We start from the raw sequence: 24156 nt of genomic DNA, 5'->3' as shown, positions 1-24156 counted from the left end.
CACTGATGATTGACGAAGCACAGGAACTGCTGACTGCGGTCGGCCGCTCGCTGACCCGATCGGGGTCTGCGGGTTGGAGCCACGTGGAGCTGAGGATCTCAGCAGCCGGTGGAATGACCTCGACGACGATCAGTGCAACCAGGGCGGACGGCAGCATCGATCGTGACTGCGAACTGGACAACGATGGCGATGACGCTGCAGCCGATCTTCGTGAGTCGATGTATCAGGATGGCAAGGGCACTTGGTACAACGCGCGGCTGACCCTCGACAGCTCAGGACAGCTTGATGCCGAGTTCGATTACGACAATCCGCCGTTCGATGGTGCAGCAGATTCGGATCTGCTGGTTGAGGACCAGCGCTTGTTTCCTCGAGACCAAGCACAGCTCCCGGCTTGGCATCCGTCGCAGCCTGGCTAGATCCCCTGCCTGACCCGCGAGTAGGCAGACTCGGGCCAAGAGCGTCGTTGTACCGGTAGGCGGATCTTCCTGCCAATCCTGACGATCGGAAATCGATGGAGATTGAAGAGTACGGGCTTGCGAAGGTGCTGTAGCCACATATCGACGATGCCGAACTACGCAATGTCGAGACGCTGGAAGGCACCGGCACGTTGGCGGACTTCGCCTACGGACCATGCTCCGTCCGCTACCTGGCGGTGGCCGAGCGGACGCTACTCGGCGGCCGGATGTCGAAGGTCGAGGCTGAACGGGTGACCTTCGATCAGGTGGCGCTCCAGTCCGTGCTGATCGAGCATTGTGTGCTGGCGTCGAGCGATTGGATGGACTGCTCGCTGTCCCGTGTTGTGTTCCGCAACTGCAAGATCCTCGGCGCCAACTTCGTTGAGAACAGGTGGGCCAACGTGGTCTTTCAGAATTGCCGGATCGAGTACGCGACCTTCGCCTCGATCCAGGCGGCCGCGCCGATCGCCTTCATCGATACCCGGTTCAAGGACGTCATCTTCAGGCGCTCGGACCTCCCGGGCGGTCACATGTCACGCTGCACGTTGGACGACGTTGAGTTCGATGGCGGCAGCTATGCCGACTTCGATTTTCGCGGCAACGACCTGTCGACTGTGTCCGCGGGGCCGGCTACCTCAAGGGCATCTTGATCGACCCTGTGCAGCGACACGAGATCGCGGAGGCACTCGTATCGGAACTCGAGCTGCGCTATCCCGACCGGAGCGATGAGTGACACGTGACGACCAGCGGCGACGTGACTGGATGGAAGGGCACCTGGCCTGGGCCGCTCGCGAGTTCAGCGTTGAGCTGATAGGTCAGCCGCTTCACACGTCACGCTTTCATTCGGTCGGCTGCAAGGTCCTCGATGCGGGCCAGGACGCTTGGCTTCGAGTGGTGTACGACGACCCCGACTGGGGCGACGGGGATTACCTCGGCAGCAACGTCGCCGCCAACGAGATTGAAGGCGTTCCCAAGCCGTCAGTCAAACAGTGGCGCGAGTGGGAAGACAACGGCCGCAGAATGCGTGGTGAGGTCAGCACCTTTGTTGCCGACGCAGCCATCTCGACCGGCATGGCGCCGACCGTAGAGCCGGTTCCGTCCGATCGATGGCTCACCGATCTCGACCGAGCGTTGCAAGCGCTGGCAGCCCACCCGCTTCCTGACAACGGTGTGGACGCGACCTATGTGAACGACGGCATTCGAGCTTTCTTCGGCATCGAGGTCGACGCAACTGTGGTGCCCTGGACCACAGCCCACTGCGACCTTCACTGGGCCAACCTCACAGCTCCGCAGCTTGTCATCCTCGACTGGGAGATGTGGGGGAAGGCTCCGGCCGGGTACGACGCGGCCAGCCTCCTCTGCGCGACGTTGATGTATCCGAGCACCGCCGCAAGGATCCGGCGTACCCTCACGCACTTTCTGGACACACCCGCTGGACGCGTCGCGATACTGGCGGCAGCAGTGCGATACCTCCGGTTCGCAGACGGAGGAGAACTGACGGACCTGGCTCTGCCAGTTCGGCAGCTTGGCCAGACGGTCATCAAGCAACTGTGAACCGGTACCGTCGTCGCGTGGCGACCGACGGCGGCAGCGAATCCACCTTATGGAAGATCCACGGCGAGCGGGTGATTGACGATACGCGTCGGTTGCGGCTCAGTATCGCGTCTGTTGAGTTGCCTGATGGGGCGCAGTTCGAGCAGTACGTGCTGCGGATGCCTAAGGCCGCGATGATGGTTGTGCTGGATGACGCGCGAGAGCATGTGCTGATGATCTGGCGACATCGCTTCATCATCGATCGGTGGGTCTGGGAATTGCCTGGTGGTTACGTCGACCCCAACGAAGAGCCGGCAGTCACCGCCACCCGGGAAGTCGAAGAAGAAACCGGCTGGCGCCCGAGGAACGTGAAGCCGCTGGTCGCTCTTCAACCGTCAGTGGGCACGACGGATGCCGAGAACCTGCTGTTCGTGTCGCATGGTGCCGACCACATTGGGGCGCCAGAAGACATCAACGAAGCCCAGCGTGTCGAGTGGATCAGCCTGGCGTCAATCCGCGGCCGCATCGACGCCGGCGAGATCATCGGCGCAGCGTCGCTCATCGGGTTGCTACACGTCCTCACGTTCCGAACAGCCTGACCCTAGGTCGCGGGATTCAGAGATTTGACGAACGCACGATTTAGCTCGCTACGTCCCGACACATAGGAGGGAACGGGCCGGTAACCAGCACCTGAGTAGAGGCGGACGGCCGCTCGGTTCAGCGAGCCAGTCTCCAACAAGGTCCCTCGAGCGCCGTGAGCAGCCGCATGCTGTTCCAGATGATCCAGGATCATCCACCCGAGACCTTGGCCGCGATGGTCAGGCAAGATGTACATCTTCCGGACCTCGACCAATCCCTTGTCTCGATCGTAGGTTCGACAACCGCCGCATCCGACCGGCTCACCACTCGGCGTGTAGCCCACGAGAAACAACCCCTGTGGCTCGACGTAGTCGCTGACAACCTGCGTATCAGGTGAATCAGCAAAGCCGTACAGCCCAAACTGCTCGGCGTAGAGGGACTGCACCAAGGTCTGCACATCATCGTGGTCGTACCTCCGTGCATCTAGCCGGATCGGCCCGCTGCGTGCCGCACCGGTAGTCAGCCGGTCGGCATCGGCCGCGTCCGCGTCCGCAGAGCTCACAGTCTCTCCACGCGCTGACTCGCTCGCTCAGGACTACATCTCACTGTGTCTGGTGAGAAAGGCGTCGAGGGCGGGTTGGATATCAACGCGATTATTCTGGAGGATGATCCGACCGTGGATGGATGCGGTTCATCTCTGCGACGCCGCGATCGATAGTGTCGACCGCCGCTTCCATGCCCGGCTCCGCGAGGATCTCGTCCAGCACGACATCGCCGTCGACGAATCCTGCAGGGATTTCCTTCTTACTCATCTCCGCCTCTTCCTTCGTTCCTTGCTTCCCCCAAATCTATTCGTGGAAGGTCACTACCTCGGCGAGGGGTGCCCTTGTTGAGGTGAAGTTTGCTGATGGGTGCTTGAGATCGGCGTACCCGAATGCGATCCCCAAGATGCCGGATCCCAGTGCTTGGGCAGCCAGCAGTATTGAGGCGACGTACAGTCCGCAGTCGATCGCGCCGTACCGACGAGGAGCGCTCTGTGTCAGCGCGCAGCACTTGCTCGCCGGTGAGGCGCTGCGGCTGCGGCGATCAGCGAGCGAGTCGGCTGGTGTAGCCGGCGTCGATCAGACGGTTGTAGGCGTGACGGACGTCGGCTGAGACGTTCTGTTCGGTGGCGAAGCCGCGGGCCGGGTAGGTGATGATGCGTTGCAGGTCTCCGACCAGCATGTTGAGGACCAGGTTGGCGTCGCCGATGGTGTCGATGTAGGTGATGAGGTCGATTGGGTCGGAGGCGCAGCTCGCCAGCACCTCCGGCCATTGCTTCTGGCAGGTGGCGAAGGCTCGGCGTTCCATGTAGGGCTTTGAGATCAGCAGCACGGACTTCACCGCCCTACCGGCAAGGAGGTCGCGGGTGAAGGCGATGTTCTGGCCGGTGTTCGTGGCGCGCGGTTCGATCAGGATGGACGACGCAGGCACGCCTAGTTCGATGGCGTGGTCGCGGTAGTGGATTGCCTCGCCTCGAGGGAAGTAGGCGGTGGTGCTCGGGCTGTTCGCTCCGGTGAAGACGAGCGTGGGGAACAGGCCTTGGTGGAAGAGGTGGGCTGCGTAGGTTGCGACGCCGAGATCGTGGCTGCCGAGGCCGATGCCGATGTCGGAGGGGCGCAGTACATGCTTCATCTGGTGGTAGTCCCAGATGAGCTGAGCGTCGCCCATCACCTCGTCGGCTGGCAAGTCTCCAGGGCCGAGGCCGCCGACGTCGAACGTGGTGGTCGCCATGGGGACGAGACTAGAAGGTCGGCACGACAACGCCTGTGCCCGCGGCGCGTCGTACAGGATTGGGGGTTGGCTAGTGCGTTGTGGGCTTGCGAGAGTGGGGTTATGCCGAAGAGTCGTAGGCGGAAGCCGAGCAAGCGTTCGAAGCGGCAGCCTGGGCGGCCGGGTGGGCACGCGGTGGTGGCTAGACCTGTCCCGGTCGACGGTGATGAGGAAACCGAGCGGCGGCTGTTTGCGATGCCGTACGTCGACGCCCAGATCGGGGACGAGGACTTCGTTGGCTTGGACCCGGACTCGGAGGACGAGCGGAGCCTGTTGATCCAGGGCGAACATCCCGAGTACCAGGATGCTCTCGCGGATCCTGGCTTCAAGGGTGAGGTCGACGGCGCGAACCCACGCTTGCACATCGCGATCCATGAGGTCGTCGCGAACCAACTGTGGAACAACGATCCGCCCGAGGTGTGGGAAACAGCGCGCAAACTCCGCGACCGAGGCGAGGACAGGCACGACATTCTGCACGCCATCGGAGCCCTGGTCGTGGAGCACATCCACGCCGGATTGGTGGGCCGCGAACACTTCGACATCGATCGGTACCGCGCCAAGCTCGATCAGCTCAGCCGCGACGGCATCACCTGACCGCTCCGCGTACGTCGTACGGGACTTAGAACGTGTGGTGATCGAACTGAGTGGATTCTCCTGTTGGACAGGTCGCCCGGGGAGGAGGAGGTTGGGAGGTATGGAATTCACTCATCTTGGCCGGACCGGCCTTACTGTCAGCCGTATCTGCCTGGGCACGATGAACTTTGGGCCGCACACGAGCGTGGACGACTCGCACGCGATCATGGATGCGGCGCATGAGAAGGGCATCAACTTCTTCGATACCGCCAACGGGTATGGGCGTTCGATCTACCCGGGTCGCACTGAGGAGATCGTTGGCGAGTGGTTTGCCAAGGACCCCAAGAACCGTGAGAAGACGGTGCTGGCGACGAAGGTCTATGGAGACATGGGGTCGGACTGGCCCAACACGAACAAGCTGTCGGCGCTCAACATCCGGCGCGCACTCGACGCGAGTCTGAAGCGGCTGCAGACGGACTACGTCGACCTGTACCAGTTCCACCACGTCGACCGCGCTACGCCGTGGGACGAGATCTGGCAGGCGATCGAGGTCGCCGTACAGCAGGGCAAGATCCTGTACGCCGGGAGCAGCAACTTCGCTGGATGGCACATCGCGCAGGCGCAGGCGGCCGCGGCGAAGCGGAACTTCAATGGGCTGGTCAGTGAGCAGTCGATCTACAACCTGATCGTGCGGGATGTTGAGCGCGAGGTGTTGCCGGCGGCGCAGGAGTACGGGCTGGGCGTGATCCCGTGGTCGCCGTTGCAGGGTGGGCTGTTGGGTGGCGTGATCCGCAAGGAGAACGCGGGTGTACGTCGTACTGAGGGACGCGCGAAGGAGGCGCTGGAGCGTCTTCGGCCGCAGATCGAGCAGTACGAGGCGTTTGCGGATGAGCTCGGGCATGAGCCGGGCGACGTGGCGCTTGCATGGCTGCTGCACCAGCCGGCTGTGACCGGTCCGATCGTTGGGCCGCGGACTATGGAGCAGCTGGAGTCCGCCGTACGGGCGGTTGATGTGAAGCTCGACGACAAGGCGCTGGCCAGGCTCGACGAGATCTTCCCGGGCTACAAGACGGCACCCGAGGACTACGCCTGGTGATCTGAGTTGTTCAGCGAATCGCCTGTACGCCGGCTGTCGGCGTACAGGCGATTGCGTTTTGCTAGGTCTTGCTGGGCCAAGTGCGCAAGGCGGCTTGAGCGAACGTAACGCCTTGCGGAGTCAGCGTCTGGTGCCGACCGGAGAGCGCGCGCTTGTCGGCGACTGCTCCGATTTGCCTCAGTACGGCGTTCGTGTCCCAAGCGGCTCGATACGCCATTGACGGAGTGACCGGGCTGAGGTCGCTGTCCCGCCAGCCGATCGCGGTCAGCAGTTGGGCGGCAGTCTCGTCCGCGGCATCGGTCGATTGCGCGGCGAGAGCGGTCAGAGTGATCAGCCCTGCTTGGTTCTCGTAGCGATCCTTGCTGGTCGACGGCAGTCGTTCGGCCAAGTGCCACCACAAAGCGAGGGGATCCTGGCGAACGGTACGTCCGCGCGGGGTGAGGACGAGCGATCCCTTGTACTTGCGCAACAAGCCCACCGCCTGCGCGGTCTCCCGCAGGGTCAGAACGGGCGGCGCACTGGCCTCACGGTGGCCCTGGCCCATCCACGCCCCACCCAATCCGAGGTCGGCCACGGCTGCCTTGACGTGCTCAGGCGGCAGATAGCCGGCGCTGGTGAGCTTGATGCCCTCCACGCCGACACGATTCAGCAGCCAGGTGTACGGCGCTACCATCTGAGCCGCCGTATCGGTATCAATGTCGATCGGCGCCTCCAGGTCTGCGTCAGCGATCAACTGCTCGAACTGTTGTTGATGACTTGGCGAACGGATCGCCTCGACGAGTGCCTTGAGAGGTGCAGGCAGGTCTACTTTGTTGCCGAGCGCAATCAGTCGCCTGTTGATGCGCTCGGCATCGAACGGGGTCGGCGCGTAGTACGTCGGATCGGCATCAGCGCCGTACCGGCTGGTGTATTCGGCGAGCGCCGCCGCATGACCCGGGTGTTCGGGATCGACGGCAGCGCGGATCAGCTCGTAGCCGGCCACTCCGCCGCAATCCTCGCTCGGCCCAGGAAGCCGGCCGTCCACACAGAATGCCCGGGGAGCGGATTCGTCGCGCGGCTGCACGGATTCGAGCTCGATGACGTGCATCCAGTCGTCGCCGAAGTCGTACAGGTAGAACAGTTTGTCGCCCGGATCCACCAGGACCTCGTCGAGGCGCACTTCGTTCTCCGGTACGCCGGTCGCACCCTCCCCAACCTGGAAGGGACTGAGATAGTGTTCGCTCGTGCGGTCGTAGTAGGCCTCACCCGAGGCGAACTCGTGCAGGTGGCTGTCGGTCCAGCCGAACGCGGTCTGGATGATGTCGTGGACCTCGTTCAAGAGCAGGTCGGAGGCGAGCTCTAGTCGCCGCCACAACGGCGGTTCGGTCTCCTCCAGCTCGATGCGCACCTGGTAGGTGACGACATCGTCGCGGCGTGGTCTGCGGCGCGACGGGCGTGGCTGGTCCCGGTTCATGAACTGCTCCATCAGAGCAGTGGTGATCGGCGTTGGCTGGGACTCTTGATTGCTCACCACGCCCGCAACCCTACCGGCGACGTACAGGCTAGTTGTGGACCGCAGTCGTGGGGAGCATGCCGAGGAGGGCGTCGGCGGCTAGGGAGGCGGCGGTGCCGGTGGGGACGGCTACGGAGACCTGCCACTCGGAGGCGCTGCCGGGGGTGAGCGGGACGGTGACGTGGTCCCCGCGCTTGGCTGCGATGCGCTCGGGGACTAGTGCTACGCCGAGGTTGTGAGCGACGAGAGCCAGCAGGGTGTGTACGTCGTTCACCTCGATCGTGACTGGGTGAGCGACGCCGGCGGTGGTGAAGGCGCGGTCAGAGATTGTGCGGGCGCCCCAGGTCGGGTCGAAGTCGACGAAGGACTCGCCTGCGAGATCGTGCAGGCCGACTGGCCGTCCGGAGGACAGGCGGTGGTCGGGGGCGCAGACGAGGACCATCGGCTCGCGGGACAGCGGGCGCAAGTCGAGGCCGTCGATCGGGTCGCCGGCGGTGGCGACGAACGCCACGTCGAGGCGGCCGGAGGCTAGCTCGTCGAGCATCGGTGTGGAGCCGCCTTGGCGGACCTCGATCTCGACGCCTGGGTAGGCGGAGCGGAACTTCGCGAGAACGGCCGGTACGTCGACCACTCCGAGGCACTGTTCGAGACCGACGGTGAGGTGGCCGCGGAGCAAGCCTTGGACTGCGGCGACCGCGTCTTTGGCGGCTTCGGCGGCGGCGAGCGTACGGCGGCCTTCGCAGAGGAGCGCGCGTCCCGCCTCGGTGAGCTCGACGCTGCGGGTGTTGCGGACGAAGAGAGAGGCCCGGAGTTCACGCTCGAGCGCACGGATCGACGCTGAGAGGCCGGACTGGGAGATGGACATCGCCTCGGCCGCCCGCGTGAAGTGCTTCTGCTCGGCGACGGCCACGAAGTGTTCCAAGTGCCTGAGCTCCATGACTCAGAAGTCTAGTCGATCGATACAACCCGACTTTCCTGCCTGGCTTGTCGCTGGGTTATCCACAGGGTTCGTGAAGCGGCATCCCGGATTGGCACCTCCTCCGTTTACGATCGTCTTGACTACGGAGAGGTGAACTCGGTGACCATCCGCAACAAACCGGCCTTCCTGGCCGCCGCCTGCCTCAGCGCGCTCCTCCTCAGCGCCTGCGGCCCCGGCAGCCCCGAAGCCGGCCGCCCCAACACAAGTCCACCGCCGTCGGGGAGCACGTCGGCCCCTGGCACGAGCGCTCCGACGACGGCCGCGCCCACCGCGCCACCAACCCGCCCCGCTCCCGCGGCTGGCACGAACCTAGCGGCCGGTGAGGCGTTTATCGGTTACTACGTAGACCTTCTCAACTATTCGTATGTCACGGGTGACCCTGCCGGCTTCCTTGCGGCAAGCGACAAAGGATGCGTCGGCTGCAACGCGCTGGCCGACTATGTGAAGAGGGTCAACGCAAAGAACGGGACGCTCAAGGGCGACTTCCGGGATCGCCTGGTCGACGTCAAGGAGATCCACAAGGGTGAGGAGAACAAGCTCGGCGGCTCGGCAACGCTCAAGACCGGGGCCTACGAAGAGATCCAATCTCCGGGCGGCAGCCCCGTTCCGCAGGCGGCAGGTACCGGCAACATGGAATTCACGCTCACCCTGAGCGGCGCCAACTGGGTCATGTACGAAATGCAGATCGACGGATGATCGTGCGGACGGTACGTCTCGGGGCGTTCTGCACTGCGCTGGCAATGCTGGCCAGTGGCCTGGTCGCCATCGCCGCAACAGGCCCGGCGTTCGGCCACGCAGATTCGTTTCCGTCCGCAGTCTTCACGGGGAAGCCGAAACCGGACGTCAAGGGTCGGCACTCCCGGTGGGGCGTGACCCTCGATGGCAAGGCAAGCACGAAGCAACGCCAGAACAAGGGCAAGGCCCCTCTGCGCAAACCGACCCTCAGCAAAGGGGGCCATAAGCCGGCCCGCTCCAGAACAGTCGTTCCTCCATCGCAAAGGCCGCGACGTCCGTTCCGACTCAACATTGGGCTCTGTGGCCGCATGGGACCCGACGGAACAATCCCAGGACCGACTCGCTGCCAACCGACTGGCCCAATCGACCCTCGACCGGGCCGTCCGGAAACGCCACCCCCGGTTGTGCAGCCGAGGCCTGAGGACGTTACTTGGGATCAGGTGTTCAGTGAGTCGAAGGACGTGTTGTTCAAGAAGTTGACGGTGCATGTGCAGCCGAAGGACAAGACGCTCGTCAACCAGGACACGATCGTCTACACGGACAAGACCGGCGTCCTCACCTATCAGGTGCCGATCCTTGGTTTCCCGGTCATCGTGAAGGCGACACCTTCGAAGTACACCTGGAGCTTCGGCGACCGGACTTCCAAGAGCACCTACTCCCCCGGCGCGCCGTACCCCTCCAAGGAAATCACCCACAAGTACATGAAGCGCGGAGACGTCAATCTGTCGGTCACCGTTGAGTACGCCGCCAGCTTCCAGGTTGCCGGCGGACCCATCCAGTACGTCGGCCCAGTACCGATCACCGGACCATCGACACCCCTGCAGGTCCGCGAAGCCGTACCAGTGCTCGTCGATCCGCCTCGCTGAGCGCTCGCCACTTGAAGCACTTCGACGAGTGTGCACAGTGGGCCATCGACTGTACCGACCGTGCTGTTGTCCATCGATTACCGGCGGCAATCTCCGCACACTCGAGGCGCTGACGTTGTGGCGGATCGCAACGTCCGAAAACACGCCGACCACGTACTGCGAACCTTCGGACGTCGCGTTCGGGCACTGGGCTGTCCGGCGGAGCAGCGTTGCGTGCTGGCACCGGCAGGCGGAACCTCCCTGCTGAAGCGTCGACCTTGAGCACGGTTCAGTCACTCTCGGCCGGAGAAAGTGGTTGGTGGGTGCACAAGGTTGCGGTACGGCGGGCGGGCGGCGATGTGCGGTGCCGTGGGTGGGGGCGAGGCCACGTCGTGCCAACGTGATGTCCGGTGGACGAGCCGGTTATCCACAGGCTTGAAAGTGGCGGTTCGGCGGGGGGTCGATCTCAATATGTTCCAGGTATGGATGACTTACTGACGGACGACTTCGACTGTACGACGATGACGATCTGCCGGCCGAGGATCTCGGCGAGGTCGCGGACATGTGGTGGGCGGCGACAGGGCATGAACGGCGGGGTGAGTATGTGGAGGCGCTCATCCTGTTCACACAGGGGTTCGACGCGCTGAGCGAGGTTGAGAAGTGTTGCTCGGGGTGGGGACAGGTGATGGCGAAGGGCCGACGCCGGATGAAGCGGGCGCTGGGGATGGAGTTGGGGAGCCTCGAGCTGGTCGCTGAGGTTGGACCGGTCGAGAGGACCGACCTCTACTTCGATGTGCTTGACCTGCTGCGAGAGCCGCGGGTCGGTCATGGGCAGGTTCAGGTCTGGAGTCGGTCCGAGTTCGCTGTCGCGCGCGCAACCTGGCCGGTGCGCATCAGCGTCGACAGCATCAGGGACTACTACCACGAGGTCGAGCGCGGATTGCGACAGCACAACTCGCCGGTCCTTGTGATGCATCGGTCTGTTCGGTTCTTCCATGACCGGATCGAGGAGGCCCGGCCGTTGCTGGAGGAACCCGGACAGGACATCACCTCGATCAAGTGGCCTCGGGACGACGGAGTTGGGGTCGCCTGGCCGCCTGGCCGCAATCAGCCGTGCTGGTGTGGGTCCGGGGTGAAGTACAAGAGATGCTGCGGCGCGGCGGCGTTGCGAAGCGTAGGGGCTCTGGCCTGGGGACCTGACCGGTTGCGGGCGGGGGCGGGGTTGGCGGTCTGTAGGGTGTGAGCATGGCGGATGAGTTTCGGGTTGAGGTCGTGCTGGGGAACGAAGAGCACGGGTTGACGTTCTGGGATCGGTTGCGGGCGCTGGATCTCGATGACGATGCGCGCAAGCGGCTCGGGAACCAGGTGACGGTGACGCGGGACGGGAACCGGATGCTGCTGTACACGCAGACGCTCGAGGATGCGCTGGAGGCTGAGCGGACCGTCAAGGAGCTTGTTGCCGGGGACAACCTCACGGCGGAGTACACGGTGACTCGGTGGAATGCGGCCGAGCAGGAGTGGACGGATCCGAGCGTGCCGGTGGGTGCGCATGACGAGGCGAGTGACGAGGCGAAGAACGCGGGCATGGAGGTGCCGGACCCCCGGTACGTCGTGCTGCAGGCGTACAAGCCGGAGTTCCTGCGCGACCTCGGTCTCTGACGCTAGACCGGGACGTAGCCGGTCCGCTGCCTGATGGTGTCGGCGGCGGATTGGTGTACGGCGGCCTGTTCGGGGCGGCCGAGTGAGCGGTTGCAGTCGGCGAGCAGCTCCAGTGCGGACGTAAGGATCGCGTGGCGGAGCTGACGCAGTTCGTCGCCTGGGTCGAGCCCGAACTGGCTCGGCGGCGGATTGGTGTACTGCGGCCTGTTCGGGGCGGCCGAGTGATGGGGCCCTTGACAACGGTTCGGTGACGGGAGAGCGCGATCCCGCGACGCTGAAACCGCGGGGTACTAATCTCGGCGGGTCGCTGCGCGCTCACTCGGCGTGGTTCTGCAACTCTTGAAGGTGCTCGAGGGAGAGGGGAATCATGTCTCGTCGACATGGTCTGGTAGCCGGTGCGCTCGTTCTGTCGATTGTTCTTGCGGGGTGCTCTGATGTGGCCGCCAGCGAGAACAGCAGCCAGTCACCCAGCGTCGGCGGTACGACGAGCGCTCCCCCAGCCAGTACGCCGACGCCCAAGCCGACCGCCAACCCGACGACGGCGAAGCCGACCACCAAGCCCACGGTCAAGCCGACGACGAAGCCGAAGAATCCGCACAACGCGCAGTACTACGCGTTGAAGGTGGAGCAGAAGCTGGAGAAGCTCGGCTACCCGGTCGGCGACGCCGATGGCGACATCACGGTCCGGGGGCGGCAGGCCTTGTGTGCTTGGCGTGAGACGAACGGTATGCCGATCAGCCGCAAGGGCCTGACGCTGGACGAGGCGTACTCGGTGATCAACGCGACCGCGAAGCCGACGCCGACCAAGGCCGATGGCATCTACGTCAACAAGACCTGCCAGGTGCTCTACCAAGTCGTCAACAAGCAGTACAAGCGGATCGTCTGGATCTCGACCGGCGCTCCCGGCTACGACACCCCGAACCGCACCGGCAAGGTGTGGCGCAAGTACGCCGGCGCGCACGAGAGCAGCCTGTACGAGGACGCCTACATGTACGACTCGCTCTACTTCCTCAAAGATCGCCCGGGAATCGCTCTCCACGGATCTCGGGTGAACTCACTGATCAAGCCGTACCCGGCCAGCCACCGTTGCGTCCGCGTCCTGCGCCCGCAGATCCACCAGATCTTCGCCGACACCCCCATCGGTACGACGGTGTCCGTCTACGGCAAGTACGTCTGGAGCTGAACAGGCCCTGACCCCGGTCCGGGAATCGGCAGCTGGTCAAGCGGTGACCGGCGCCGAGGTACGGCGGCGTTGCCGGGGGGCCGCGATCATCCGGCAGACCAGGTAGATGGCGAACGAGATGCTAGTGATGTAGGGGCTGATCGGAACCGAACTGCCGGCCGCGAGCAGGATGCCGCCGACCGATGCGGTCAGTGCGAAGGCAGTGCTCAGCAAGGGGACTACCAGCGGTGAGGCAGAGACTCGAAGTGCTGCCGCCGCGGGCGTCACCAGCAGGGAGAGCACGAGTAGCGCACCGACGATCTGCACCGAGACCGCGACCGCGAGACCGAGCAGGATCATGAACACGATCGACATCAGCCCCACCGGCACACCCCGGGCAGCGGCTACATCCGCGTCCGCGCTGGCGAACAGCAACGGCCGCCAGACCACGACCAAGCCGATCGCGACCACCGAGGAGATGATGATCAGCGACTTGATCTGCGGATCGTCGATCGCCACGATCTGCCCGGTCAGCAGTCCGAACTTGTTCGCCGCCCGGCCGTGGTACAGACCGAGGCACAAGATGCCGAGACCGAGGCCGAACGGCATCAGCACCGCCGTCACCGAGTTGCGATCCCGGGCCCGGGAGCCCAGTACACCGATCAGCAGCGCGGCGACCAGGGACCCGATCAGCGAGCCGGTCACCACGCTCGTCCCGAGGAGCAGGCTGACCGCGGCGCCGGCGAAGGACAGTTCGCTGACCCCGTGGACCGCGAAGGCCATGTCGCGCATCATCACGAACACGCCGATCATGCCGCCCATGATCCCGAGCACCACGCAGGCGATGATCGAGTTCTTCAACAGCGGAAGCAGTTCCGCGTAGTCGGAGAAGTTGAAGATCTCCGACCAGACGTCCAGCCCGATCACCGCAACACCTGCTCCCTGGTCAGGGCCATGACGTCAGCGGGCGGGTGGTGCGGAAGTTCGAGGTCCGGCACACCGACGACGAGGATCCGGCCGCGATGCCGGATGACCTCGACCTCCGCGTCGTACAGCTCGCTCAGTACTGGGGTGGTGAGTACCTCGTCCGGGGTTCCGATCCGGAAGCGGTTGTTCGCGATGTAGAGGACGCGATCCACCTTGTCCAGGATCGGGTTGATGTCATGGGTGACGAACAGCACGCCGAGCCCGAGCCGATGCCGAGCGGCGTCCACCAGGTCACTGACCAGCCGCTGGTTCGGCAGGTCCAGGGACAGCAGTGGTTCGTCGCACAGCAACAGCCGCGGCTCCGCCGCCAACGCTTGGGCAATCCGCAGCCGCTGCTGCTCACCACCGGACAGCGAGGACAGGCGGGCCTTCGCGTACCCCTTGGCTCCTACCGACGCGAGCAACTGATCCACCCGGTGACTACGCCGGCGCGACGGCAGCGGAACACCCCACCGGTGTCCGTCGACACCGAGCGCCACCAGATCTCGGCCACGCAGCGGTAACCCGTCCTCGGACAGTCGCTGCTGCGGAACGTAGCCGATCCTTCGGTCACCGCGGCGCACCGGCGTACCCAGGAATTCCACCCGTCCCGACCGCAGCGGCAACTGCCCGAGGACAACCTTCAGCAGACTCGACTTGCCCGACCCGTTGGCCCCGAGCACCGCGACCAGCTCACCGGCGCGCAACCCAAGGTCCAGACCCTGCCACAGCATCCGGGACCCGAATCCGACCTCGGCCCGGTCCAGCCTCAGCAGAACCTGGTCGGCACCATCCAGGGAAGTCATGAGCTACTGACCGAGCGCAGTGCCGAGCGCGTCCAGGGTGCCCGACATCCACCCGACATAGTCCTTGCCGGCCGGGAGCGTTTCGGTCACCGGCACCACTGGAATGTTGTTCTGCTTGGCGGCGGCCAGCACCTTCTCGGTCTCCGGACCGGTGGTCTGCGCGTTGTAGGCAAGGACCTTGACCTGGCGGCCGCTGTACAACGCCAACGTGTCGTTCAAGACCTTGGCCGGTACGTCGCTGTCCTCCTCGATCGCCTCACTGAACGCCGCCGGGGTCTTGTTCTGCAGCCCGATCGCGTCGAGCATGTACAGCGGCACGGGCTCGGTGATCGCCGCCGGCCGACCGTCGTACTTCTGCTTGAGCGTCGCCTCCTGCTGTTCCAGACCGGCGAGCTTCTGCTTGAGCGCGTCAGCGTTCTGCTGGAACGTCGCGGCGCTGCCCGGATCGGCCTTCGCGTAGGACTGCTCGAGTTGGTCGACGACCTTCGCGACGGTCGGGAAGTCGTACCAGACATGCTCGTTGAGCTCCGCACCGCCGGCAGCCTTCTTGCCGGAGATGGTCACCGCGTTCAGTACCGTCGCGGAGGAGTTCTTCGCGCCCTTCAGCATCCGGTCGATGAAGTCGTCGTATCCGCCGCCGTTCTCGATCACGACAGTGGCTTCGGCCAGCGACAGCTGATTGCGGGTGCTGGCCTCGTACTCGTGCGGATCGGCATCCGGACTGGTGATGATCGAGGTCACCTGCACCTTGGCACCACCAACGCTGCTCGCCAGGTCGCCCCACACGTTCGTCGACGCCACGACCTTGATGGACGCCGCGGCAGCCGCGGACGGCGCTCCGGACGACCCTGCGCCGGGAGAGTCACTGTCCGACGAGCAGGCCGTCAGACCAACCATGGCAACAGCGAGGGTAGCGGGCAGGGCTAGCAGTCTGCGATTCACGGGCCGACCAATCTCGAGCGGAAGTGGAAATGGTAACGATTGTCATTATCGTACGCCCTGTACGACGCGTCAGTCGCGGCGGTCGCGACAACCGGCTCGGTCACGGGCGTCGTCCCGACAGGGCGGTTCGCCTGCCGCGAGCGTGGGCGAACACTCGGCGCACACGCCCACCAGTTCGAGGGTGTGCTCCACGTCGGCGAATCCGGAGTCGGCCATCAGGCCCTCCGCCCACCGTTCGACGACCTCGGTGTCGACCGCCCGGCTGAGCCCGCAGCACCGGCAGATCAAGTAGTGGCGGTGACCGGCTGCCGGCCGCTGCCGGAAGAACCGGCTGCCCGTCTCGTCCCGCACGACATCGACATGCCCACCCCGCTCGAGATCACGCAGCGCGCGATACACCGTGGTCAGGCCGATGGACTCGCCAGCCGAACTCAGCAGGCCATGCAGTTCACTCGCGGACACGAAATCCCGGCAGTCCGCCAGCACCTCGAGGATCGCACCCCGTTGCCACGTCCGGCGCAGGCCCAGATCAGCCGCACTCAGCCGCTGAACACCTTCCAACTCCGGATCGGACACCGCACCTCCCGCCTGACCGGCAGACTAAATGAACATGGTTTCCATCTCCATAAAGTACCACCTCCGATCGGTACGACGGTGTCCGGCTACGGGAAGCACCAGCGCAGCTGAACAGACCCTGCCCTGCGGGTTCATCGCTGCACAGTTGATGCTGTCGCGGATCAGATCTGGTTTCGCAGACACGCGCTAGCTGAGAGCAGCCCGTACTTCGGCCGCGATTCGGCCCACTGCCTCAGCACTACCGGTGGAGTTGGTCTCACTCGGATCGCTCGATGAACCGTGATCAAGACCGTCGAACTCCACCCGACGGCACTCCGGGAGCACCTCGGCGAGCGCGTCCCGACCGGATCGAAGGAACGCCAGCCCTTTACTGCCTCCCATCAGCAGTACCGCGGCCGTGACGCCGCGGAACTCCTCGAACCGGCCGGCGAGCTCCACGATCAGCGCACCGTCGTAATGCACGGTCGGCGCAAGCTTCCGCAAGGTGATGTCATCCGGGCCTGCCTTCCGGTCCTCCTTCTGCAGGAGTTTGCCGGTGATCGCGGCCAGCAGTCGCCGAGGCATCACCTTGAACGCCGCCGGGGCGAGCTCCAGCCCGTACATGCTGGTGATCATCGCGGCCGCAATGTTGCCCTCAGCAACTTCACGGTCGAAACGGGCCAGCCAGGCCGCATGCGGTGCCGGGTCGGCGACCAGTGCCGGTTCGTAGACGGCGATCTTGGTCAGCGTCGGCAGCGTGAGCGCGGCGGCCAGCACGATCCCGCCACTGGCGCTGACCCCAAAGGCACGAGTGGCGCCGGACTCCCGCAGTACCGCCTCGAGATCGGCGACCTCGGTCTGCACCGAATGATCCGGCCGATGGGGACCGGACAGGCCGCGGCCCCGCCGATCCGGGAGGTAGACGGTGAAGTCGCCGGCCAGCGCTTGGGCGAGGAGCGTGTGGCTGCGCGCCGACTCCATGCTGCCGTGCAGCACGACGACCGCGGGACCGCTGCCGATCTTCCAGTAGCCGATCCGGGTGCCGTCCTCGGACGTCACGAAACCTTGGGTCAGTCCTTCGAGCTCTGTTGTCATGCCGCAATAGTGACACTAGTTCTAGTTACATTGCAACTAGTTTCTTTGACCTCTAGACTATCCTCATGGAGCCGACCTTCCGCCGTTCACCGCTGGCGCTCGCGATCCTCGGCCTGCTGGAGAACGGGCCGCTGCATCCGTACGGCATCCAGCGGCTGATCAAGCAATGGGGCAAGGACCAGGTGGTCAACGTCGGCCAGCGCACCAGCCTCTACCGGATGATCGCCCGGCTCGAGGAGGCCGGCTTGATCGCCGTCGGCGACACCGAGCGCGACGAGCGGTATCCCGAGCGCACGACCTACCAGCTGACCAACCGGGGCCGGACGGCCTCGCGCGAGTGGCTCGCCGAGATCGTGTCCACCCCCCGCAACGAGTTCCCCGAGTTTCCGGCGGCGTTGTCGTTCTTGATGCTGCTGACCCCGGAGGCCGCGACGGGGCTCTTCGTGGACAGGCGCGAGCGGCTCACCCGGCGGATCGCGGCGCTCGACACCGAGCTCGCCTCGGAGTACGAAGGCGCTCCGGTACCTCGCGTGGTCCTGGTCGAGACCGAGTACCAGCGGGCGATCACCGACGCCGAGCTGCGCTGGATCGATGCGCTGCTCGAAGATCTCCGCAGCGGCGTCCTGACCTGGGAGGCCGCGCTCCGCCCGAGCACGAACGTCCCTAGCTGAACAGGACGACGAGGCGCTGCCGAAAAGGCAGCGCCTCGCCAGGGGTCGGGGTCAGGAGTAGTTGACCGAGTAGCTGTTGCTGGTGAAGTTGAGGCCACCGCTGGACGAGGTGATCTCGAAGCCGAACTGGACCTCGGCGACGGTCGCGTCACCCATCCAGCCCTGACTACGGATCCAGTTGAGGACGGCCTTGATGTCGACCGAACCCGAGTTGGTGTTGCCGGTACGGACGAAGGAGAAGACCGCGTTGGAGCCGTTCGAGCCCTTGTAGACGTCCCAGCTGTGGCCGCCGACCGAGGCCGAGGTCTGGCGAGAGCCGATCGGACCGACAGCGCCCTGCTTGTTCATCCAGAGCATGATCTCGTAGTTGGATCCGTCCGCCCAGATGTCGTAGGCGCTGGTGTAGGCGCCACTGCCCGGCCTGGAGACGTTGAAGTTGCTGGTCAGGCTGCCGAGCGAACTGATCCGCTTGCCGACGTTGCGGGCCGAGTGCGGATAGGCCTTCACCCCACCGGTGTTGGGGTGGTTGGCGTTCACTCCCCAGTTGCTGTAGGAGTTCGCCCAGATGGACTGCGGCCCTGCACCGCCGCCCCAGACATCGTTGCGGACCGTGTAGCCGCCGTTCGACCAGGTGCCGAACTTGTCGCTCGACGACCACGCGGCCGCATGGGCCGGCAGGGCCGAGGCGAGCAGTGCGGCCAGCAGCGTCACCAGCGCCACGACCGCCTTCGACGGAGTCGTGAAAGCTCTCTTCATCATGATGTTCCCCTTCTCGGAGTGGGCGTCGGCGACAGGAATCGAAGCGCTTCGATAATGCTTCGAAAAAAAGCGGGAGGGACCCGCCGCCGACTCCAGGGATCAATAATGTCGAATTCGATTCGAATTCGACAGAACCACCGGGATACATTCCCCGGTGATCGCCATCACTATGCAATGCGCGCAGTACCGGGTCAATATCTCGGCGAGCGAACTCTTGACGCCGCCCGGGGAAATCACCACAGTGGTATCGTCGAAGCGCTTCGACTGCCTAAGTCATCCCGGAGGTAGGGCCATGGTGACCATCGCCGACGTCGCTCAGCACGCGGGCGTCGCTGCCAGCACCGTGTCCTATGTTCTCAGTGGGAAGCGATCCATCTCCCCCGAGACACGCCAACGCGTGCACGCGAGCGTCGACGCCCTTGGCTATCGCCCGAATGCGAGCGCCCGGGCCCTGGCCTCGAACCGCTCCAACGTGCTGGCCCTGGTCATCCCCCTGCGCGCCGGGATGCACGTACCGGTGATGATGCAGTTCGCGACCGCGGTCGTGACGACAGCCCGCCGGTACGACCACGACGTCCTCCTGCTGACCGCCGACGAAGGCGCGACCGGTCTGGAGCGGGTCCAGCAGAGCGCCCTGGTCGACGCGGTCGTGGTGATGGACATCGAGCTGTACGACGAGCGGGTGCCGCTGCTGCGCGCGCTTGATCTGCCATCGATCCTGATCGGCTTCCCGCTCGACGCCGAAGGTCTTACCTGTATCGACCTGGACTTCGTCCGGGCCGCCGAGCTCTGCGTCGACCACCTCGCCGACCTCGGTCATCAGCAGATCGCCCTGCTCGGGACGCCGTCCGCCGTGTACGAACGGCAGACCGGATTCGCCCACCGCACGCGGGAAGGATTCCGCGCGGGCGTCGACCGCAGGGGCGTCCACGGTGTGGAGACACCTTGTGAGGCCACCCATGAGGCGGTCCTGGCGACGGTCGAGCAACTCCTGCGCGAGGAGCCCAACCTGACTGGCCTGGTGGTTCAGAACGAGCCAATCATCGGCCCGCTGCTCGATGTCCTGCGCAGCCTCGGCCGGCGCGTACCGGAGGACATGTCGATCCTGGCCATCTGCGCCGACGACGTCGCGGAGGCGCAGCGCCCGAAGCTGTCGTCGGTCGCGATTCCGGCCGACGAGATCGGGCAGCAGGCAGTGGAGCTGCTGATCAGCAAGCTCGACGGGCTCGCCCCGCCGGCGGGAACGCTCGTCCCCGCCGTCCTCACCGCGCGAGCGAGCAGCGGCCCCGCGCCTCAGCCAGATCCCTCCACCACCGCCTGACCTCCCGGCGGCAGCGTCACCGCTCGATCGACCGGCTGCCCGCTGACGAGGTCGTGCCCTTCGATCTCGATCGTGGCCGCGGCGGCGCCGTGGTTCAGCAGGAAGGTCCACGTCGTCTCAGCCCGTCGGCGGCGAACCATCTCGACACCATCCGGCAGGTGAGGCACCGCGATGCCGGCCCCCTGGCAGACCGTCTCGACGAGCAGCCGGTACCCGGGGTCCGCGAGCTGGGTCGAGACGTACCAGGCCACTCCGCCGCCGAACGAGTTCCGGGTGATCGCCGGCTCCCCGGCCAGCGGCCCGGTGGCATAGACGTCCACTACTTCCGCGCCCTCCGGATCGACCTGTTCGCTCCACCACCGCCCTTTTCCGGCGTCGACGAGTTCGGTCTCGGCGACCGGATAGAACTCCTCGACCCGGATTCCGAGCAGCTCGCGGAATGCACCGGGGTAGCCATCGAGAAAGACCTGGCAGTTCGGGTCCACAATTCCACTGAAATAGGTCACCAGCACATGCCCGCCGGCCGCGACGTATTCCCGCAACGCGGCCGCATGAGCCGGGTCGACCAAATACAGCGAAGGAACGACGACCAGCCGGTACGGCGTCAGGTCCGCCCCCGGATGAATGACGTCGGTCCCGATCCCGGCCCGCCAGAACTGCCGATGCGCGGAGCGAACCGCCTCCAGGTAATCGAGGTCGGAAGACGGAAGGTGCGTCCCCTGCATTGCCCACCAGGCCGCGCTGTCCCAGAGCACGGCGACCTCTGCGTCGACCTCGCTGCCGCTCACCTCGCCGAGCCGACCCAGGAGACTGCCGAGCTCGCAGGTCTCCAGGAAGCGCCGAGACTCCTGGCCGGCGTGCGGGACCATGCCGGGATGGAACTGTTCGGCCCCACCGGCCGAGGCCCGCCACTGGAAGAACAGCGCACCACGCGACCCACGGGCGACGTGCGACAGACTCATCCGGGTCATCCGGCCCTGTTCCTTGGTGCGCAGCCGCTTTCCGTCGTTGATGGCGCCAGGAGCCTGCTCCATCAGCAGCCACTCACCACGCCGCGCCCATCCCCTGGCTTGGTCCGCCGCGAAGGCGGTCTGCTCTTCAGGTTCCAGACCGGTCCCGGACGGGTAGTTGTCGATGGCAACGAGATCGACCACGTCGGCCCACTGGCTGTGATCGACCGGCACCCAACCGCCGAAGACGAAGTTGGTCGTCACCGGTAGGTCGCGTGTCGCCGCCCGAAGGATCGTCTGCTGTTCCTTGAAGGCCGCGAGCAGCTCGTCCGACCAGAACCGCCGGTAGTCGACGTACTGTGCGGGATTGACCAGGTACTGCGTCGCGCGGGGCGGCATCACCTCGGCCCAGTCGGAGTACCGCTGGCTCCAGAACGACGTCGTCCACGCGGCGTTGAGCGCGTCCAAACCGCCATACCGGCGCACGAGCCAGGTCCGGAAAGCAGCCGCGGCCTGGTCGCAGAAACACATCGTGCCGTACTCGTTGTGGACGTGCCACATCGTCAGCGCCGGATGATCGGCGTACCGGTCGGCGAGCACACCGCAGATCCGCGCGGCCGCCTCGCGGTAGGCCGGCGAACAGACGCAGTACGTGTCACGGCTGCCATGAGTCAGCCTCGTCCCGGATGCCGTGACCGTGAGTGCCTCCGGGTGTTTCAGGCTGAACCAAGGCGGTGGCGACGCGGTCGGCGTCGCCAGGTCCACACCGACACCGTGGTCGGCGAGCAGGTCCAGCACGGTGTCGAGCCAGCCGAACTCGTACTGCCCGGGACGCGGCTCGAGATTCGACCAGGAGAAGACGCCGACCGTGGCCAGGTTCACCCCGGCCCACTGCATCAGCTCGGCGTCCTCCTTCCAGGTCTCCGGCGACCACTGCTCGGGGTTGTAGTCGCCGCCGAAGTACATCGCCTTCGTCACCACAGCTCTCCGTAAGGAATCCCAAGTCCGTTCGTGGACACGTAAACCCGGCCGTACACGCGCGGATCACCCGTGATCGCATCGTTGGTCGAGGCGTACTGATGCTGATCGTCGTTGACCCGGATCCAGGTAGCGCCGCTGTCGTCGGACCGGTAGATGCCCCACTGGCCGGCCACCTTCGCCGACGTGTACGCCGCCATGTGCGAGCAACCCGGTCGAGCCTTGCCGAACCCGATGGTCAGGGCCTCGTCGACCGTGGTCAACCGAGTGAAGGTCAGACCGCCGTCGGTCGAGCGATACAGACCACCGCTCCCACCCGCGAGCCAGCAGTGACCAGCTCGATCCAGAACGGTCTCCAGCTTGGCCTGCGACAGCACCAGACCCGTTGCCGTCTGCACGAAAGTCCGCCCACCGTCGACACTCCGGTACGCCGTCCCGGTCGCGGCCGCAACTGCGATGAACAACAACGGGTCAACGCGGTCGCCCACTACGGCAATGTCCTTCGGCAACCCTTCAACTGGCGACCAGGTAGCGCCCCGATCCCGGGAGAAGTGCGGCACGATGTCCCCCGGAACCCAGACCAGCGTTCGCGCATCGGTGCTAACGGCAACCTTCCCGGTCTGGGCCAGCCCCGCGGGCTCCCCGGGGAACGGCGCCCACGTCTTGCCGGCATCCACCGAGATCGCGCCCCGCTCCCCCGCCCCGGCATTCGCCAGCCGGACAACGAAACCCGGCGTCCGAGCGGCGTAGTCAAGACTCGGAGACGTGCCGCTGACCGGGTTCGCCGCCTGACCATCCGCCGGTACGACGTCCAGCCGGTCGTGCCGATAGACACCGATGTCGCCAAGCGCACTGATCAACGGCGGTCCCCACGGCGGGCTGATCAGGTCCAGCACCGCAGTCTCCTCGAGCCCTTGAGCCCGGACCGACCAGTGCGTACTGAGTCCACGCTCGGCGTTCGTCACGTCGTCGGTGCCAAACACCGTTGCCCCGGTCACGTACATGACCTTGTCCGAGTCGAACGGATCGATCGAGATGTCGCCGATCATCCAACCCAGCTTGGCTTTCTCTTGGTGGAAGGTCAGGTACGGCGCTCCGGACACGTCCAGCTCGAGGTGCTCGGCAATCGAGTGCCACGTCGCGCCGCCGTCGATCGAGCGGAAGACGTCGTCGACGGGTCCCCACCGGCTCATCGTCGAGACCATGACGACACCGGGCCGGCGCGGGTCGAGGGAGAGACCGGCGTACCCGAATCCAGCCTCGCCGCCGGTGTTCGGCCGCAGCGGTGTGATGTCGGTCCACGTTCCGGTCTTGGTATCGAGTTTGTGGACGGCCCCGTCGTGCATCTCGTACGGCCCCGGCAAGTCCCCATAGGTCACGTAGAGACAGCCGTCCGGACCGAGCTCACCGTGATGCGGCATCAGACCGGTCGGCTGCCCGGCGACCGGCTGCCAGGTAAGGCCTGCGTCGTCACTGCGGTACAGCGGCGCAGCTGGATCGGAACCACCCACGTAGAGGGTCGGCGTCGGGCGACCACGACGCGCGCCGCGAGGGTCGAAGAGGACGAAGCCGAGCCCGATCCCCGCCGTACCGGTGCTTGGGAAGCTGTCGACGCGAGCCCACGTGACGCCGCGATCGGTGCTGCGCCACAAGCCCTGGTTGCGGGTCCCGAAGTAGAGGACGCGACCGTCGCGCGGATCCACCGCGAGCCGTTCGCCCATCGAGCGCCCGGGCTCGTTGCCACCGAGTTTGAACGGCAGATCCGTACGTTCGAACGTCCGGCCCCGATCGCTCGAACGCAGGATCGCCCCGTTGATCGGGGACCACTCGTTGGTATAGGTCCCGACCGCGAGATACAGCCGCCGCGGGTCGGCCGGATCGAGGGCCAGGCTCTCGACGCCGGTCAGGCTCCACTCCTCCAAGCCCACCCAGTTCAGCAACTGGACCCAGCGCTGGGTGCGCTGGTCCAGCCGCGCCGCCCCACCGATGTCGGTGCGCAGATACACCAGGCCGCGCTCGGCCGGGTGATGGATGATGCCGGTGACGAATCCACCGCCGACGATCTCCACGTTGCGCCAGCGATAGCGCTCCCGGTGACTCGGCGCCGCAAGAGCGGGTTGCGCCGTGGCAGCGACAGCGACAGCGGCGGCTCCGGCGCTCAGCGCCAGGAAGTTCCTTCGCTTCAGATCCATG

Annotated in this window: 26 protein-coding genes; 13 read left to right on the top strand and 13 right to left on the bottom strand. The window is 65.5% G+C overall.

Features of this window, described 5'->3' with window-relative positions; genetic code table 11:
• The first annotated feature begins 5 nt into the window (after window positions 1-5).
• The 4 genes from ACFVWG_RS24915 to ACFVWG_RS24900 all read left to right on the top strand — a co-directional run bounded on the left by ACFVWG_RS24915 (window position 6) and on the right by ACFVWG_RS24900 (window position 2587).
• Window positions 6-416 (top strand): hypothetical protein, encoded by a 411-nt coding sequence (locus tag ACFVWG_RS24915; protein ID WP_391545796.1) that lies wholly within the window; start codon window positions 6-8, stop codon window positions 414-416.
• Window positions 417-652: 236 nt separating this feature from the next.
• Entirely contained in the window at window positions 653-1105 is a 453-nt protein-coding gene (locus ACFVWG_RS24910) for a pentapeptide repeat-containing protein (protein WP_391545795.1), read from the top strand.
• 112 nt (window positions 1106-1217) lie between these two features.
• Window positions 1218-2009: a hypothetical protein gene (locus tag ACFVWG_RS24905; protein WP_391545794.1), complete on the top strand. Its 792-nt coding sequence runs from the start codon at window positions 1218-1220 to the stop codon at window positions 2007-2009.
• A 17-nt stretch (window positions 2010-2026) separates the two neighbouring features.
• Complete coding sequence (locus tag ACFVWG_RS24900; RefSeq protein WP_391545793.1) at window positions 2027-2587, top strand: NUDIX hydrolase; 561 nt, start codon at window positions 2027-2029, stop codon at window positions 2585-2587.
• Between the two features lie 2 nt (window positions 2588-2589).
• On the opposite strand, the gene ACFVWG_RS24895 is transcribed toward ACFVWG_RS24900, so the two are convergent.
• The 3 genes from ACFVWG_RS24895 to ACFVWG_RS24885 all read right to left on the bottom strand — a co-directional run bounded on the left by ACFVWG_RS24895 (window position 2590) and on the right by ACFVWG_RS24885 (window position 4340).
• Complete coding sequence (locus ACFVWG_RS24895) at window positions 2590-3129, bottom strand: GNAT family N-acetyltransferase (protein WP_391545792.1); 540 nt, start codon at window positions 3127-3129, stop codon at window positions 2590-2592.
• A gap of 91 nt (window positions 3130-3220) precedes the next feature.
• Complete coding sequence (locus ACFVWG_RS24890; protein ID WP_391545791.1) at window positions 3221-3379, bottom strand: hypothetical protein; 159 nt, start codon at window positions 3377-3379, stop codon at window positions 3221-3223.
• Window positions 3380-3653: 274 nt separating this feature from the next.
• On the bottom strand, window positions 3654-4340 hold the full coding sequence (locus ACFVWG_RS24885; RefSeq protein WP_391545790.1) for a YdcF family protein: 687 nt from the start codon (window positions 4338-4340) through the stop codon (window positions 3654-3656).
• A 177-nt stretch (window positions 4341-4517) separates the two neighbouring features.
• On the opposite strand from ACFVWG_RS24885, the gene ACFVWG_RS24880 reads away from it, so the two are divergent.
• Window positions 4518-4973 (top strand): DUF1841 family protein, encoded by a 456-nt coding sequence (locus ACFVWG_RS24880; RefSeq protein WP_391545789.1) that lies wholly within the window; start codon window positions 4518-4520, stop codon window positions 4971-4973.
• Window positions 4974-5073: 100 nt separating this feature from the next.
• Window positions 5074-6048 (top strand): aldo/keto reductase, encoded by a 975-nt coding sequence (locus ACFVWG_RS24875; RefSeq protein ID WP_391545788.1) that lies wholly within the window; start codon window positions 5074-5076, stop codon window positions 6046-6048.
• 61 nt (window positions 6049-6109) lie between these two features.
• Here ACFVWG_RS24875 and ACFVWG_RS24870 read toward each other — a convergent pair whose 3' ends face one another.
• Both ACFVWG_RS24870 and ACFVWG_RS24865 read right to left on the bottom strand, forming a co-directional pair.
• The gene (locus tag ACFVWG_RS24870) at window positions 6110-7561 is read right to left on the bottom strand and encodes a plasmid pRiA4b ORF-3 family protein (RefSeq protein ID WP_391545787.1); all 1452 of its coding nucleotides are present in this window, start codon (window positions 7559-7561) and stop codon (window positions 6110-6112) included.
• 28 nt (window positions 7562-7589) lie between these two features.
• Window positions 7590-8477, bottom strand: a complete 888-nt coding sequence (locus ACFVWG_RS24865) for a LysR family transcriptional regulator (protein WP_391545786.1) — start codon at window positions 8475-8477, stop codon at window positions 7590-7592.
• Window positions 8478-8618: 141 nt separating this feature from the next.
• On the opposite strand from ACFVWG_RS24865, the gene ACFVWG_RS24860 reads away from it, so the two are divergent.
• The 5 genes from ACFVWG_RS24860 (at window position 8619) to ACFVWG_RS24840 (ending at window position 12941) form a co-directional block, all read left to right on the top strand.
• Window positions 8619-9215, top strand: coding sequence for a DUF6318 family protein (locus ACFVWG_RS24860; protein ID WP_391545785.1), 597 nt, complete (start codon window positions 8619-8621; stop codon window positions 9213-9215).
• A gap of 479 nt (window positions 9216-9694) precedes the next feature.
• Window positions 9695-10120, top strand: coding sequence for a PKD domain-containing protein (locus ACFVWG_RS24855; RefSeq protein WP_391545784.1), 426 nt, complete (start codon window positions 9695-9697; stop codon window positions 10118-10120).
• Window positions 10121-10703: 583 nt separating this feature from the next.
• Window positions 10704-11342: an SEC-C domain-containing protein gene (locus tag ACFVWG_RS24850; RefSeq protein WP_391545783.1), complete on the top strand. Its 639-nt coding sequence runs from the start codon at window positions 10704-10706 to the stop codon at window positions 11340-11342.
• Window positions 11343-11344: 2 nt separating this feature from the next.
• A complete protein-coding gene (locus ACFVWG_RS24845) occupies window positions 11345-11758 on the top strand; it encodes a hypothetical protein (protein WP_391545782.1) in 414 nt (137 codons plus the stop codon).
• 436 nt (window positions 11759-12194) lie between these two features.
• Window positions 12195-12941, top strand: a complete 747-nt coding sequence (locus ACFVWG_RS24840; RefSeq protein WP_391545781.1) for a L,D-transpeptidase — start codon at window positions 12195-12197, stop codon at window positions 12939-12941.
• Between the two features lie 36 nt (window positions 12942-12977).
• Here ACFVWG_RS24840 and ACFVWG_RS24835 read toward each other — a convergent pair whose 3' ends face one another.
• The 5 genes from ACFVWG_RS24835 to ACFVWG_RS24815 form a co-directional block, all read right to left on the bottom strand.
• A complete protein-coding gene (locus ACFVWG_RS24835; RefSeq protein WP_391546018.1) occupies window positions 12978-13838 on the bottom strand; it encodes a metal ABC transporter permease in 861 nt (286 codons plus the stop codon).
• 5 nt (window positions 13839-13843) lie between these two features.
• Window positions 13844-14692 carry a metal ABC transporter ATP-binding protein gene (locus tag ACFVWG_RS24830; RefSeq protein ID WP_391545780.1) on the bottom strand — a complete coding sequence of 283 codons (849 nt, stop codon included), beginning with the start codon at window positions 14690-14692 and terminating at the stop codon, window positions 13844-13846.
• 3 nt (window positions 14693-14695) lie between these two features.
• Window positions 14696-15589 carry a metal ABC transporter solute-binding protein, Zn/Mn family gene (locus tag ACFVWG_RS24825; RefSeq protein ID WP_391545779.1) on the bottom strand — a complete coding sequence of 298 codons (894 nt, stop codon included), beginning with the start codon at window positions 15587-15589 and terminating at the stop codon, window positions 14696-14698.
• 114 nt (window positions 15590-15703) lie between these two features.
• Entirely contained in the window at window positions 15704-16210 is a 507-nt protein-coding gene (locus ACFVWG_RS24820; RefSeq protein WP_391545778.1) for a Fur family transcriptional regulator, read from the bottom strand.
• Between the two features lie 186 nt (window positions 16211-16396).
• Window positions 16397-17284, bottom strand: coding sequence for an alpha/beta fold hydrolase (locus ACFVWG_RS24815; RefSeq protein WP_391545777.1), 888 nt, complete (start codon window positions 17282-17284; stop codon window positions 16397-16399).
• Between the two features lie 65 nt (window positions 17285-17349).
• Here ACFVWG_RS24815 and ACFVWG_RS24810 point away from each other — a divergent pair, with 65 nt between their 5' ends.
• Complete coding sequence (locus ACFVWG_RS24810) at window positions 17350-17955, top strand: PadR family transcriptional regulator (RefSeq protein ID WP_391545776.1); 606 nt, start codon at window positions 17350-17352, stop codon at window positions 17953-17955.
• A gap of 51 nt (window positions 17956-18006) precedes the next feature.
• On the opposite strand, the gene ACFVWG_RS24805 is transcribed toward ACFVWG_RS24810, so the two are convergent.
• The gene (locus ACFVWG_RS24805) at window positions 18007-18714 is read right to left on the bottom strand and encodes a hypothetical protein (RefSeq protein WP_391545775.1); all 708 of its coding nucleotides are present in this window, start codon (window positions 18712-18714) and stop codon (window positions 18007-18009) included.
• 292 nt (window positions 18715-19006) lie between these two features.
• Between ACFVWG_RS24805 and ACFVWG_RS24800 the strand changes: the two genes are divergently transcribed.
• Window positions 19007-20035: a LacI family DNA-binding transcriptional regulator gene (locus ACFVWG_RS24800; RefSeq protein ID WP_391545774.1), complete on the top strand. Its 1029-nt coding sequence runs from the start codon at window positions 19007-19009 to the stop codon at window positions 20033-20035.
• Here ACFVWG_RS24800 and ACFVWG_RS24795 read toward each other — a convergent pair.
• Entirely contained in the window at window positions 20008-21963 is a 1956-nt protein-coding gene (locus ACFVWG_RS24795) for a beta-galactosidase (RefSeq protein ID WP_391545773.1), read from the bottom strand. The two genes, ACFVWG_RS24800 and ACFVWG_RS24795, sit on opposite strands and share 28 nt — an antisense overlap.
• A complete protein-coding gene (locus tag ACFVWG_RS24790; protein ID WP_391545772.1) occupies window positions 21960-24155 on the bottom strand; it encodes a carbohydrate-binding protein in 2196 nt (731 codons plus the stop codon). The genes ACFVWG_RS24795 and ACFVWG_RS24790 overlap by 4 nt, the downstream gene beginning before the upstream one ends.
• Window position 24156: the final 1 nt, after the last annotated feature.

This window comes from Kribbella sp. NPDC058245 (genome assembly GCF_042882005.1).
GTDB lineage: Bacteria > Actinomycetota > Actinomycetes > Propionibacteriales > Kribbellaceae > Kribbella.
The sequence above is the reverse complement of the archived record's forward strand: the minus strand, read 5'-3'. Positions and strand labels throughout refer to the sequence as shown.